Raw genomic sequence first — 13,128 nt, 5'->3', positions numbered from 1 at the left:
GGACTGAAGTCCTTACTACGAACCTTGGGAAGGACTGAAGTCCTTACTACGAACCTTGGGCAAATTTACTTAGGTTATCTTGCCGCCATTTAGCATCTGTACGCCTGTTTGTTTGCAGTTCTAAGACCCGAATCCTGTTATTTGCTAGAAAACTTAATTTTTCTTTGAACTGCTCCCAATCGTCGATTATCTCGTGTTCCACGCCGTAAGTTGCACACAATTGAGCAAAATTGATATCCTGCGGCGTAGCAAAAAACTCTTCAAATGGCGGGTCAAATTTAGCAACTGGCAACATTTCAAAAATCCCGCCACCGTTGTTATTAATTAAAATAATTGTCAGATGACCGACAAATTTATTTTTAATTAAAAAACCGTTTGTATCGTGCAAAAGTGTTAAATCGCCTGTTAACAAAATGCTGCTTTGATTGCGGTGGGCGACTCCTAAAGCTGTTGACAATGTGCCGTCTATGCCGTTGGCGCCGCGATTGAAAAATGGTTTTATTTCTAAGTTGTTTGGCTTCCAGAAAAATTCTACATCTCTAACGGGCATACTGTTGGAAATAAATATTGGTGTGGCTGGTGGCAATATTTGGGAAAGCAGCCAGGAAACTTTGGGCTCGATGATGTTGTGAATTGCTGCAAAGTTTCGATCTATTGTTAGTCTGATTTGGGTTTCTGTGTTGTGCCACAGTTGGATGTATTCGTGGGATGGAGAGATAAGAACCCCCCCTAGCCCCCCCTTGGTAAGGGGGGGGACATGAGGGGAGTTCCCCTTGGTAAGGGGGAGGATTTGAGGGGAGATATTATTAGTGGTAGCAGAGGTTTGAACCCCCCCTAGCCCCCCCTTGGTAAGGGGGGGGACAAGAGGGGAGTTTCCCTTGGTAAGGGGGGGGATTTGAGGGGAGATATTATTAGTGGTAGCAGAGGTTTGAACCCCCCCTAGCCCCCCCTTGGTAAGGGGGGGGACAAGAGTTAATAGAGTTGCGAGGTTTTCTATGGAGGTTCGTAGGTGAATTGTTGGGCCGTGTAGGGGATCTAAGTTGTGGTGGCTGGGGTCGATTATGTAGCGTTTGGGTTGGGTTTTTTCTAGCCAGTTTCGGAGTTCTTTACTTGTGGGTAAGTCTCCGATTTGAATGGCGATTTCTGGGGTTAATTTTTCTGCTAGTTCGCGGTTTCGCAGGATTAAGTCGTAGGTGGAAATTAGATGAGGGTTAAGTTGGGCGCGGTTTCTTAAGGGCGATAGTCCTTCTGCTAATACTGGCCAGTTTAATAGTTGGGAAATTTTGCCGATCGCACTACAATACTTTTCTGCATTTTCAGGCTGGGCTACACCTGCAATAATTATCCCCCTGCTGCACTTCTGCCATTGTTCTATTGCACTTCTTTCTCCCCCCCTTAGCAAGGGGGGGCTGGGGGGGGTAGAAGTTTCTGCTGCAACAATAGATTCTATTGCACTTCTTTCTCCCCCCCTTAGCAAGGGGGGGCTGGGGGGGGTAGAAGTTTCTGCTGCAACAATAGATTCTATTGCACTTCTTTCTCCCCCCCTTAGCAAGGGGGGGCTGGGGGGGGTAGAAGTTTCTGCTGCAACAATAGATTCTATTGCACTTCTTTCTCCCCCCCTTAGCAAGGGGGGGCTGGGGGGGGTAGAAGTTTCTGCTGCAACAATAGATTCTACTGCACTTCTTTCTCCCCCCCTTAGCAAGGGGGGGCTGGGGGGGGTAGAAGTTTCTGCCGCAAAAAAGGGTTCTAATCCTGCAAAGAAATCTGCGATATCGAATTGTGTTTCTAATGATTCTACAGCAATATCTGAAACGGGTACCAGGGGATCGCGCAGGGGGATGTTGAGGTGCACGGGGCCGGGTGTCGGAAAGGTCGATCGCTCGATCGCATACACGATCGTCTGTCGCACATAGTCTAGCATCCCAATGGACGCAGCAGGGATGGCTAATTCCGCTTGCCAGTTCGGATAATTGCCGTATAGTTTAATTTGGTCGATCGCTTGTCCGGCATGACAGTCGCGCAATTCGGGGGGTCTATCTGCTGTGAGAATTAGCAGCGGAATTCGACTTTCACGGGCTTCGATAATCGCCGGATAAAAGTTGGCTGCGGCGGTTCCAGAGGTACAAATGAGGGCGGTTGGTACACCGGATTTTTTGGCGATTCCTAAGGCGAAAAAACTTGCAGATCTCTCGTCAAGTATAGGGATAGTTTCTATTAACTTATTCTGGGCGAAGGCTATGGTTAGCGGGGCCGATCGCGAACCGGGACAAATTACGGCTGTGGTTAGTCCCAGTCGCTGCAATGTCTCGGCTATTATGGAAGCCCAGAGGGTGTTTGTGTTCCGAAAGTCAAGCATTTTGTTGTTTTGGCGATCGCTAATATTTTATGATATATAACGGTTCTCAATCAAAGCTCAAGAAACCAGGTTTTTTCGAGATTGAGGGTTTTTGGCTAGTATTGGCTGAAAAACCCGGTTTCTGGCTACCCATATCTAAATCTTAAGTTACCAAATTTGTCGCTACATAGTTATGAGATATAGCAGTTATCGCAAAAGTAAGGTATGCCCTATGCCCTATGCCCTATGCCCTATGTCTTATCTCATTTTTCGCTCGAAAGGCTATATTATTCTTAAACTAAAGCATTTAAAAGTGCTTGCAGTTTCAGTTGAATTTCTGCTAGTTCTTTCTCTGGTTCGGAACCTGCCACAATTCCAACACCAGCATGAAGTATAGCCCGAGATCCGTCGATTAAAGCCGATCGAATGCCGACAGCAAATTCGCCGTTACCAGTGCGATCGATCCAGCCCAGGGGTGCTGCATACAAAGAGCGATCGCAGCTTTCGCCGCCCCGAATTTGCTGTAGGGCAATATCCCTCGGTACGCCCGCCACGGCTGGCGTTGGATGCAGTTGGGCTAAAATTTTCAACAAGTGAATATCTGGGGGAATTCTAGCCCTGATTGGTGTCCACAAATGTTGAATGTTGGATAGTTGCAGCAGTCTCGGTAGCGAGGAAAAGTCGGGATGGATGCCGAGATGCAACAGGCGATCGACTATAAAGTCAATCACAGCTTGATGTTCTCGAATATCCTTTTCGCTGTTGAGTAAATCTTTGCCTAAATTACCATCTTCTGCTTCAGTTTTTCCCCTCGGTGCAGAACCGGCTAAAGCATCTGCGATTAACTGATTGTTGTGAATGCTAATTAAGCGTTCTGGACTGGCACCGATAAATTGCTGACCTTTGCCGTTACTGGTAGAAAACACGTAGCAACCTGGATAGGTGAGGCGCAAGTTATTTAAGGAATCTATTACGCTAAAAGGTGTTTGGCAAATGACATTTATAGCTTGGGATAACACAATTTTACTGAAATATTTAGACTCGATTAATTCTAAAGCGGACTTGACAGATTTTTTAAATTGAGCGGCATCATTCACAGGAATTTGTTTTAATGGAAGTGAGTTTTGGCTGTTAATTAATTTGATGTATTTTTGAGAGGCAATTTTATCAAATTGTTTGCTAATGGTTTCAGTAATAATTTTAACATTTATATCTCTATCTATTTTGGCATTGGCGACAATTGTACAGCTATCGTTGAGGCGAGTAATCTGCCATTTTGGTAAAAATATGGTGCCGGGGGGAAAGTAAGAATTGGTTGCGACATTCTCATCAAAAAAAGCAAAGCTACAAAAAAAGTGCGGCCCGCTAAAGGGCAAACGTTCCGTACCGATGGTAATTGTCCGGGCTAGACAAGATTGAATAAAATTTTGAGCGAGGGCAAATCGATCGCTTCCTGCTACTGTGAGATGGATTGCCGAATCTAGGGCGGCGATCGCAAAACTGTTGCCGGCAATGGGGTCTCTTTTTTCAAAATAAAAGTGTCTGTCATCGGGTGTGGCAATTTCTTGCAGTACCGCTAGCGGATCGACGGGGGAAAATTCCTGAGAAATACTAACTATTTTTGTTTGATCTTTTTCGGTTAAAGACTGCTGGCAATCTAACAGCAACTGATGCAGTTGATTGCGGTCTTGCAAAAGATTGGCGCGGTGCGGTATTACTGTCATGAAATCGAGAATAGCAGATTTGTCAGAAAGAGTGCGGTTTTGTCCCGCTATAATCGAATACGCGATTGATAAGTCGGCGGTTGAAACCGCCACTACACAAACGAAGTCCGCCTCCGCGGACTGAAGAAGATAGCGTAATTTTAACCGCCCACTCTTCAACCCGCGGAGGCGGGTTTTGTTTGTATAGACGCGGTTTCAACCGCCGGGTCTTCTTATCCCAAGCGTATTGCGCTATAATCCCTATTTCGATCTAACCACGCTCGGGCGATCGCCAAACATGACCTTTCGAGTTTCCCGACTGTTTGGGCGCGCTGGAGGGAGAAAACAGACGATCGCGCGATTCATCGAAACATTTAGACATAAAACTTAAGATTGAGAGGGCGACTCTCGCTAAAAGGCGATCGACCCCGCAGAGGTTTGCAGGTGGGCATTACCGGGCGTGCGAGAGCCCGCAAAGGCTATCAACGGATGCCGGAGGCGCACTCAAGCGGAGACTTAGCAGACATTCTTCACCAATAAAATTGTAAAATTACCAAGCTGCTATCAATTGCATCAAGTTTGTGTAATGACAACAAAGATAATTGAGCGTTCAAATAGTAAATTGTGGCTGGCGGCAATCAAGCCGCCCATGTACAGCGTTGCTGTTATTCCTATTTCAGTAGGAACTGCAATTGCTTTTGCCGAAACTCAAACGATTAATGCGTCAATTTTTTCGACATTTTTAATTTCAGCCATTTTAATTATAGCATGGCTGAATCTCACCAATGATGTATTTGACTCGGAAACAGGGATAGATAAAAATAAAGCACATTCCTTGGTCAACTTAACCGGAAATAAAGCTTTAATTTTCTGGCTTGCCAATCTATTTTTAGCAATCGGAGTGTCGGGAATCTGCGGTATTTCCTGGTGGCAAAAAGATCCAACAGTAATTTTGCTAGTAGTTTTGTGCTGCGCCCTCGGCTACACTTATCAAGGGCCGCCGTTTCGTTTGGGCTATCAGGGTTTAGGCGAAATTATTTGCTTTTTTACCTTCGGCCCGCTAGCTTTAGCTGCTGCTTATTACAGTCAAACTCAAACTTGGTCGGCTACTAATTTCGCAGGTTCGGCAATAGTGGGAATTACTACGAGTATCATCTTATTTTGTTCTCACTTCCATCAAGTTGAGGACGATTTGGCGGCGGGCAAAAAATCGCCTATCGTGCGACTTGGTACGCAGAAAGGCGCGCAGTTGTTGCAGTGGTTGTGCGGCAGCGTTTATGCTTTGACTGTGCTGTTTGTGGCGCTGCGAATCTTCCCAATTTGGACGCTGTTGATTTTTGGAAGTTTGTTTTTTGCGATCGACCTTTGCCGCCATGTCACAGAATATCACGACCAACCCGCAAAGGTCAGCAACTCTAAGTTTATCGCAGTGACACTGCATTTTACGAGCGGTTTGCTGCTAGCGCTGGGGTTTGTGCTGTAGTTTGGGCGATTATCGATAATTTCGGTAAAATAGAACTATGGTTCGTAGTCAGGACTTTAGTCCTCTCTCCAAGATTTTAGTCGATAAGGACTAAAGTCCTTACTACAAACAGTTTGATATTGAATCGAAAACAAGGAGAAGCAAATCATGAGTACGCCAGTAGAAACTAGCCCAATCCTCACCCTAGAAGAAATTTATAGTCTGTATCCTGATGAGTGGGTACTTATTGTCAATCCTGAATTAGATGAAGAATTAAGTGTGATTCGAGGTGAAGTTTTAGCCCATGCAACAGAACGCGATGAAATTTATAGTAAGCTGTCATTAAGAAATGGAAAATCGGTGGCAATAGAATACACTGGCGCTATCCCTGATAACATAGTAATGATATTGTAATAAAAATAGGAGCTTAACGGTGTAGATGAACAAATCTAAAAAATATCAATTTCACTATTCGTTAACTGGCAACAAAAATCAGCCACTAATTTTATTACTCCACGGATTCACGGGCAACAGTCAAGACTTTAGCAGCGTGATTTCCTTACTATCTAAAAATTATTGCTGTCTCGCCGTTGACCTTCCCGGTCACGGACAAACCAGAGTCAGCGGCGACGAAAGTTGCTACAATATGTCAAATACAGCCCAAGCATTGATCCACTTATTAGATGATTTACAAATAGACAAATGTTTGTTGTTGGGCTACTCAATGGGCGGGCGACTGGCGCTGTACATGACATTACATTTTCCTGAAAGATTCGAGAAAGTCGTGTTAGAGTCAGCTTCTGCGGGATTGAAGACGGAAAAAGATCGATCGCACAGACGGCAAGCCGATTCACAAACAGCACAAAACCTCGAAAATAGCAATATCAAAGATTTTATCTTAAGCTGGTACGATCGCCCTTTATTCAAATCATTACAAAAATCCCCCAAATTCCACCAACTCATAGAAAGCCGCTTAACCAACAATCCCTTAGAATTAGCCAAATCTCTGCGTAACATGGGAACCGGCAACCAGCCTTCTCTATGGGAAAAACTCGCCCAAATTCAAATCCCCATTCTCTTGCTAGCGGGAGAAGATGATGATAAATTTCAACGTATCAATGCAGAAATTGCCAGCTTGTGTCCGGCTGCTACTCTCAAGATTGTACCAAATGCCGGTCACAATATCCATTTTGAAAGTATTGATAAGTTTGGAGAAGTTGTGAGACAATTTTATGATTAACGAGTATTCAGAAACCAGGTTTTTTACTAAAATCATTCGTTGTTACCGACAAATTAGCTAAAAACCCGGTTTCTTTCGTCTTAGTGATGATTAACGGGTAGTCAGAAACCGGGTTTTTTACGAAAATTCTTCGTTGTTACCGACAAATTAGGTAAAAAACCCGGTTTCTTTGGCCTTGGTGACAATCGACTAAAAAACAAATGCTATATAAATTTGAGTTTCGCACCTATCAGCGAAAATTTAAGCGCCCGCTACAAACAAGTCACGGCATCTGGGATATGCGAGAAGGAATTATCCTCCGATTTATTGACGAAAATAATCGTATTGGCTGGGGAGAAATTGCCCCGCTGAGTTGGTTTGGTTCGGAAACTTTTGAGGAAGCATTAGATTTTTGTCAACAGTTACCTGCTAATATTGATTCTGAAATAATCTTCGCGATTTCCGCTGAATTACCAGCCTGTCAATTTGGCTTTGAGTCAGCTTGGGAAAATCTGGGCCAAGCAATCGAAAATACACCTCTTCAAGACAAAATTCCGAAATATCAGTGTAGCGGTTTATTACCCGCAGGTGAAACAGCTTTGCAGGTTTTACCAATGCTTTGGTTGGAAGGATATCGCACGTTTAAATGGAAAATTGGCGTTTCTGCAATTGAGGAAGAATTAACTATTTTTCAGCAGCTAATCGCAGCAATGGATGATTTGGGTCAATACGCTTGGGATAAAAAGACCCGGCGGTTGAAACCGCGTCTATACAAGCAAAACCCGCCGACGCGGGTTGAAGAACAAGCAGTTAAAATTACCTTGTCTTCTTCAGTCCGCGTCGGTGGACATCGTTTGACAAGACGCGGTTTCAACCGCCGTCTTATCCTTTTGCGCTTAGATGCTAATGGGGGACTCACCTACTCCCAGGCTGAAAAATGGCTGGAAGCTTGCGATAGCGTCACAGCAACACCAGACTTGGCCGTCGAGATTGAATTTTTGGAACAACCGCTGGCGATCGCACAGTTCCCAGAAATGGTACGATTGAATGCTACTTATACAACGGCGATCGCCCTAGACGAATCCGCAGCCAATCTCGATCGCATCCAAGAATGCTACACCCAAGGCTGGCGAGGAATTTTCGTCATCAAACCTGCGATTAGCGGTTCCCCATCCCAACTCCGCAAATTTTGTCAAACTCACAATATAGACGCAGTTTTCTCATCCGTATTTGAAACCAAAATTGGCAGACAAGCCGCCTTAAACTTAGCAACAAAATTATCTGTAAATAATCGAGCCCTAGGCTTTGGTACCGATAGCTGGTTCGACAACAATCAAGACACCTGGTTACAGCATCTATGGCAGAAAATATAACAGTAAATATTCACGATATCCCGTTAGAATTGCCCGACAATTGGCTAATCGGTGGTGACAGCGGCGAATTTGCTCGAATTGTCGATCGGCAATTGCAACAAATTACCCAAAATCAAACAGGAGAAACACCCCTAAAAATTTGCCTAGCCGAACCAGAACCCCTGCAATTTCTTGCCAGTTTCATCGCCGCCCGCACCACCAAATGCCAAATTTTTCTCTGCAATCCCAACTGGGTAAAAGAAGAATGGGAACAAGTCTTTGATTTAGTCCAACCCGACCTAATTTTAAAACAAGATACTGACATAAAAAACACATTTCCCCCTCTCCCAGTCCGCGGAGGCGGACTTCGTTTGTGTAGCCGCGAATTCCATTCGCCGGGATTCAATCATTCACCCGAATTCCATTCGCCGGGATTCAATCATTCACCCGAATTCCATTCGCCGGGATTCAATCATTCACCCGAATTCCATTCGCCGGGATTCAATCATTCACCCGAATTCCATTCGCCGGGATTCCATCATTCACCCGAATTCCATTCGCCGGGATTCCATCATTCACCCGAATTCCATTCGCCGGGATTCCATCATTCACCCGAATTCCATCATTCACCCGAATTCCATCATTCACCCGAATTCCATCATTCACCAGAATTCGATTCACCCGAATTCCATCATTCACGACAATTACCTTCACCCGAAATTGACGAATTAGCTACAATAATGATTCCCACGGGCGGTTCCTCGGGAAAAATCCGTTTTGCCATCCACACTTGGGAAACCCTCACAGCCTCAGTCCAAGGTTTTCAAGAATATTTTCAACTTGACAAAATTAACTCATTCTGCGTCTTACCATTATACCACGTCAGCGGTTTCATGCAATTTGTGCGATCGTTCACAACCGGAGGAAAACTGGCAATTGCATCATTCAAAACACTAGAAGCAGGCGAAAAATGCGATGTCAAACCAGAAGAATTTTTCATTTCCTTAGTACCAACTCAACTGCAACGGCTGCTGCAAAAACCAGATACAACTAATTGGCTATCCCAATTTCGTGCCGTACTTTTGGGCGGTGCTCCCGCTTGGCCGGAACTTTTAGCCACAGCTAGAAAGCATCAAATCAAATTAGCGCCGACTTACGGCATGACAGAAACCGCCTCGCAAATCGCCACACTCAAACCCGAGGATTTTCTCGCGGGGAATAACACTTCCGGTCAAACTTTACCCCACGCGAAAATAACTATTTGCAGTGCTAGCGGCGAGATTTTGTGCTACAATCAAATTGGCAATATTAGAGTTAATGCTAAATCTTTAGCCTTGGGCTATTATCCTGAACGATTTGACGATTCCCCCTATTTCCAATTAGATGACTTAGGATTTTTCGATAAAAATAACTGCTTAAATATCGTCGGGCGCAGCAGCGACAAGATTATCACGGGCGGAGAAAACGTATTTCCTGCCCAAGTCGAAGCTGCCATTAAGAATACTAATTTAGTGGCAGATGTTGCTATAATTGGCTTACCAGACAAAGATTGGGGGCAAGTCGTTACGGCTGTTTGGGTTCCCGCTAATTCCGAAGTTACTGTCAAAAACTTGCAAGCAGCAATAGAAGATAAGTTGAGCAAATTTAAACGACCAAAAAATTGGGTTGTCGTCACACAATTGCCCAGAAATGCTCAAGGCAAACTCAATCGAGAACAATTACAAGAACTAGCACTCAAAAAGGTTCGTAGTGAGGACTTTAGTCCGCATAAATAAAAAAACTAAAAGGTTGGTTCGTAGTGAGGACTTTAGTCCGCATAAATCAAAGGACTAAAAGGTTCGTAGTGAGGACTTTAGTCCGCATAAATTAAAGAACTAAAAGGTTCGTAGTGAGGACTTTAGTCCGCATAAATCAAAGAACTAAAAGGTTCGTAGTGAGGACTTTAGTCCGCATAAATCAAAGAACTAAAAGGTTCGTAGTGAGGACTTTAGTCCGCATAAATAAAAAAACTAAAAGGTTCGTAGTGAGGACTTTAGTCCGCATAAATCAAAGGACTAAAGTCCTCACTACGAACCTATATCTATTAATCTACACCTAACAGCCTTCTAGTCTTCTCAGCTTCTTGCCTTTGAAAGTCCACAAACTTCAACATTTGGTAAAGTACCTCTATTTGCGGCAACTTAATACCTGCTTTTTGGGCTACCCGCATGGGATTGCCAAAAATTGCCTCAACCTCCAGAGGACGCGATTCATCGTAATCAATTTTCATGCTGGTGCGGTAAGGCTTCATTTTATGAGTGTATTCCAGCATATGCGGGATAAAATCATCGGGAATAATGCGATCGCAACTTTTGGCCCCTGCTACCACTTCCCTCATGATATGCTCAACTAAAATCAGAGTATTCGGATTCGCCATCAGTTCGTCGGTTCTCGCATCCAAAATCACAGACAGTCCGTTATAAGGAATATTCCAAACCAGCTTTTTCCACCTAGATAACAGCAAATCTTCGCTCATTTTAATGGGAATGTGAGCGCGTTTAAAATCCCTAGCAATATGGTGCAATCTATCAGTAATACCGATGGGTTTGTAGTCTTTGGCATATTCGCCTAGCGTGATCGTACCGTAATCTAGGTGGCAGATATGACCGGGGCTGACTTTATAAGAACAGAGAAAACACAGCCCGCCCACCACTCGTTCTGCACCGACAATTTTAGCTACTTCCGGTTCGGTATTCAGTCCGTTTTGCAATACTAAAACCGCGCCGTTATCCTTTAATAGAGGAGGCAAAAGTTTTGGCAACAAGTGATTTTGAGTTGTTTTCAACGCGACAATTACTACGTCGCACTTAGGCATTTTGTTCGCGTCGCGGTAGGCGCGGACTTGCGGGAGGGTGAAGTCGCCTTCGGGAGACTCGACAATCAAACCATGTTTTTTGACGCGCTCGTAATCGCTACGCAGCAAAAAATTAACTTCTAAACCAGCTTTTTGCAGTCGAGCACCGTAGAATCCGCCTAAAGCTCCCGTGCCGACTATGGCATAATTGCGATTTGTCATAAGAAGAAGGAAGAAGGAAGAAGAAAGAAGGAAGAAGAAAGAAGGAAGAAGAAAGAAGGAAGAAGGAAGAAGAAAGAAGGAAGAAGAAAGAAGGAAGAAGGAAGAAGGAAGAAGAAAGAAGGAAGAATGCTTATACCAGCTCGTTTTTGATTCTTCTGTATTTTACGTTTAATTAAGTGGAAATACTTAATATATCGCCTTTCTCAAAAAGATGAGGTATGGCTGGCAGCCCACACAACCTTTAGACTAAGAGGGCCCAAGCCCAACAACGTACCTCGTCTTTCTGAGAACCGCTATAAATAAGTCAGAAGAACTTTTAAACTGGGAGCATCTCAGTTTTTGTAAAAAGCATTTTTTTTATTGTAGTGCGAGCTTAAGAGCTCGCGTATTGTACAATATGCGAGCTCTTAAGCTCGCATTATAAATGCAAAACAGAGATGCTCCCTTTAAACTAAACAGAAATTTGACTGTCATTCCCTGCGATTATTTAAATATTGAAGTTATCTAAAATCTCAACTCTCAAATTGCCTCATCCACTGCATTAAGTCTTCAGATAGCTGTTTTTTGGTTCGGCTAACTGCATCGATGCAGACGTGCTTAGTCAGAGCTTTAGCCGAGCTTCTTCCTGCAACTTCCCCTGAAAATACTTGATAGGCAATTTCAAATTCATCGCCTCCAACTTGTGTGGGCGTCAATTGAATCGTCAGCCGATCGCCCGCAAACAGTGGACGATAGAAATCTACACTAGCATGAATTATCGGAAACGCAACCTCTCGATCGCCAAAAAATGCTCTGAGATTGACTCCCGATGCTGCTAGAGATGCCTCGTAAGCTTCGTGGCACATCGCCAAAACGTTTGCAAAGTAAACGACTCCAGCAGCATCGGTATCTTGAAAGCGCACAGTGCGGGTGTAAGTAAAAGGCATTTGAGGTAGTCGCGGGCGATCGCAAATTAAAGCTGAATTTTACCAGAAAGAATTGGTTGAAAGCCCCAAGTCTTTGAGGGAGAAATTAAAATCAGAGTATTCATTACTCCAATACCCGGACTTAAGGGTAGAGGTGGCTCTCCAACTGTCAACTGTCAACTGTCAACTGTCAACTGTCAACTGTTGAACAACCATCATATAGGTAAACCAGCACTTTTGCAGCGATCGCCTGACTCAGAAGGCGCTAATTTTGATATTCTCAAACTCACCCTCCTCACTCCTGCCCCTGCCCCTGCTTTCTTAACCTTTGTTTTTAATCAACATCACGTCTATAATCTTGAGGGCAACTTCTTCGGAAAGATCCAATGCACAGTAAAGATCGTTCAAAAGTTGTTCTTCTTCTTCTGAAACCTCGCCATCTGCTAAAGCGATATCAGTTGTCACAGCAAAAACTGTTTCTTTAAGTTCGTCGGGAAGTGTTGCCAAAGCCGCATTAAACAGTACCTGAACTCCTTGCCGTTGCAGAATGTTCAGCAGCCGATCGAGCATTTTTCGCATCACATCATCTGGATAGCTGCGGAAAAGTTGCATCCGAGATAGTGTCATGCTAATCGCTTTACTTTCGCTGTCATTGATGTAACCGTCGGCTGCTACGGCAATTAGCGCGATCGCCGCAAATGCTTCGGCAGGCCCTAACGTGACATCAGTTTGTTGGCGAGTCTGCGATACTTTGTCAAATAAACCCATAATACTTTCCTCATTCTTTAGTAGTGGATTCATGGAGTCCCTATGGGCTCTGGCTTTGGAAGCTTCCTTGGCTTGGCATTTAGATGATTATATCAAATCTGCTGAGTTATTTATTATTACTAAAATTATGAAAAAGTTAAGATTTTTAATTTTTGTCTTCAGTGCTGTAAGGGCGGGTGACAGTTGGCGGTTCACAGTTGACAGGTAATTGCTCAACTAGGGGAAAAAATGGAGCCATCAATAGAGAGAGCTTGTTGAATAGATTGATAAGCAGTTAAACCCTGACGCTTGCCAGTATTAACAACCGAACGAACTGCTGCAAACAAATC

The 13,128-nt window shown here is 44.0% G+C and carries 13 protein-coding genes; 8 read left to right on the top strand and 5 right to left on the bottom strand.

Features of this window, described 5'->3' with window-relative positions:
• Window positions 1–46 precede the first annotated feature (46 nt).
• Both menD and QZW82_RS01380 read right to left on the bottom strand, forming a co-directional pair.
• Window positions 47–2,356 (bottom strand): 2-succinyl-5-enolpyruvyl-6-hydroxy-3-cyclohexene-1-carboxylic-acid synthase, encoded by a 2,310-nt coding sequence (gene menD / locus QZW82_RS01385; protein ID WP_293143359.1) that lies wholly within the window; start codon window positions 2,354–2,356, stop codon window positions 47–49.
• Window positions 2,357–2,628: 272 nt separating this feature from the next.
• Window positions 2,629–4,059: an isochorismate synthase gene (locus QZW82_RS01380; RefSeq protein WP_293144007.1), complete on the bottom strand. Its 1,431-nt coding sequence runs from the start codon at window positions 4,057–4,059 to the stop codon at window positions 2,629–2,631.
• 565 nt (window positions 4,060–4,624) lie between these two features.
• Between QZW82_RS01380 and menA the strand changes: the two genes are divergently transcribed.
• The 5 genes from menA to QZW82_RS01355 all read left to right on the top strand — a co-directional run bounded on the left by menA (window position 4,625) and on the right by QZW82_RS01355 (window position 9,846).
• Window positions 4,625–5,521 (top strand): 2-carboxy-1,4-naphthoquinone phytyltransferase, encoded by an 897-nt coding sequence (gene menA / locus QZW82_RS01375; protein WP_293143356.1) that lies wholly within the window; start codon window positions 4,625–4,627, stop codon window positions 5,519–5,521.
• Between the two features lie 147 nt (window positions 5,522–5,668).
• Window positions 5,669–5,914: a hypothetical protein gene (locus QZW82_RS01370; protein WP_293143353.1), complete on the top strand. Its 246-nt coding sequence runs from the start codon at window positions 5,669–5,671 to the stop codon at window positions 5,912–5,914.
• A gap of 25 nt (window positions 5,915–5,939) precedes the next feature.
• The gene (gene menH / locus QZW82_RS01365) at window positions 5,940–6,740 is read left to right on the top strand and encodes a 2-succinyl-6-hydroxy-2,4-cyclohexadiene-1-carboxylate synthase (RefSeq protein WP_293143350.1); all 801 of its coding nucleotides are present in this window, start codon (window positions 5,940–5,942) and stop codon (window positions 6,738–6,740) included.
• A 200-nt stretch (window positions 6,741–6,940) separates the two neighbouring features.
• Entirely contained in the window at window positions 6,941–8,092 is a 1,152-nt protein-coding gene (menC, locus tag QZW82_RS01360) for an o-succinylbenzoate synthase (RefSeq protein ID WP_293143347.1), read from the top strand.
• Window positions 8,077–9,846, top strand: coding sequence for an AMP-binding protein (locus QZW82_RS01355; RefSeq protein ID WP_293143344.1), 1,770 nt, complete (start codon window positions 8,077–8,079; stop codon window positions 9,844–9,846). The genes menC and QZW82_RS01355 overlap by 16 nt, the downstream gene beginning before the upstream one ends.
• A 308-nt stretch (window positions 9,847–10,154) precedes the next feature.
• On the opposite strand, the gene QZW82_RS01350 is transcribed toward QZW82_RS01355, so the two are convergent.
• Window positions 10,155–11,126, bottom strand: coding sequence for a putative 2-dehydropantoate 2-reductase (locus QZW82_RS01350; protein ID WP_293143341.1), 972 nt, complete (start codon window positions 11,124–11,126; stop codon window positions 10,155–10,157).
• Between QZW82_RS01350 and QZW82_RS01345 the strand changes: the two genes are divergently transcribed.
• On the top strand, window positions 11,113–11,298 hold the full coding sequence (locus QZW82_RS01345) for a hypothetical protein (protein WP_293143338.1): 186 nt from the start codon (window positions 11,113–11,115) through the stop codon (window positions 11,296–11,298). The genes QZW82_RS01350 and QZW82_RS01345 overlap by 14 nt on opposite strands.
• A gap of 340 nt (window positions 11,299–11,638) precedes the next feature.
• Here QZW82_RS01345 and QZW82_RS01340 read toward each other — a convergent pair whose 3' ends face one another.
• A complete protein-coding gene (locus QZW82_RS01340) occupies window positions 11,639–12,052 on the bottom strand; it encodes a thioesterase family protein (protein ID WP_293143335.1) in 414 nt (137 codons plus the stop codon).
• Window positions 12,053–12,104: 52 nt separating this feature from the next.
• Between QZW82_RS01340 and QZW82_RS01335 the strand changes: the two genes are divergently transcribed.
• Window positions 12,105–12,239 carry a hypothetical protein gene (locus tag QZW82_RS01335; protein WP_293143332.1) on the top strand — a complete coding sequence of 45 codons (135 nt, stop codon included), beginning with the start codon at window positions 12,105–12,107 and terminating at the stop codon, window positions 12,237–12,239.
• A 113-nt stretch (window positions 12,240–12,352) separates the two neighbouring features.
• Here QZW82_RS01335 and QZW82_RS01330 read toward each other — a convergent pair whose 3' ends face one another.
• Complete coding sequence (locus tag QZW82_RS01330) at window positions 12,353–12,799, bottom strand: tellurite resistance TerB family protein (protein WP_293144004.1); 447 nt, start codon at window positions 12,797–12,799, stop codon at window positions 12,353–12,355.
• A 31-nt stretch (window positions 12,800–12,830) separates the two neighbouring features.
• Between QZW82_RS01330 and QZW82_RS01325 the strand changes: the two genes are divergently transcribed.
• Window positions 12,831–13,007, top strand: a complete 177-nt coding sequence (locus QZW82_RS01325; protein WP_293143329.1) for a hypothetical protein — start codon at window positions 12,831–12,833, stop codon at window positions 13,005–13,007.
• Window positions 13,008–13,128: the final 121 nt, after the last annotated feature.

Source organism: Microcoleus sp. bin48.metabat.b7b8b9.023, assembly GCF_013299185.1.
GTDB lineage: Bacteria > Cyanobacteriota > Cyanobacteriia > Cyanobacteriales > Microcoleaceae > Microcoleus.
The sequence above is the reverse complement of the archived record's forward strand: the minus strand, read 5'-3'. Positions and strand labels throughout refer to the sequence as shown.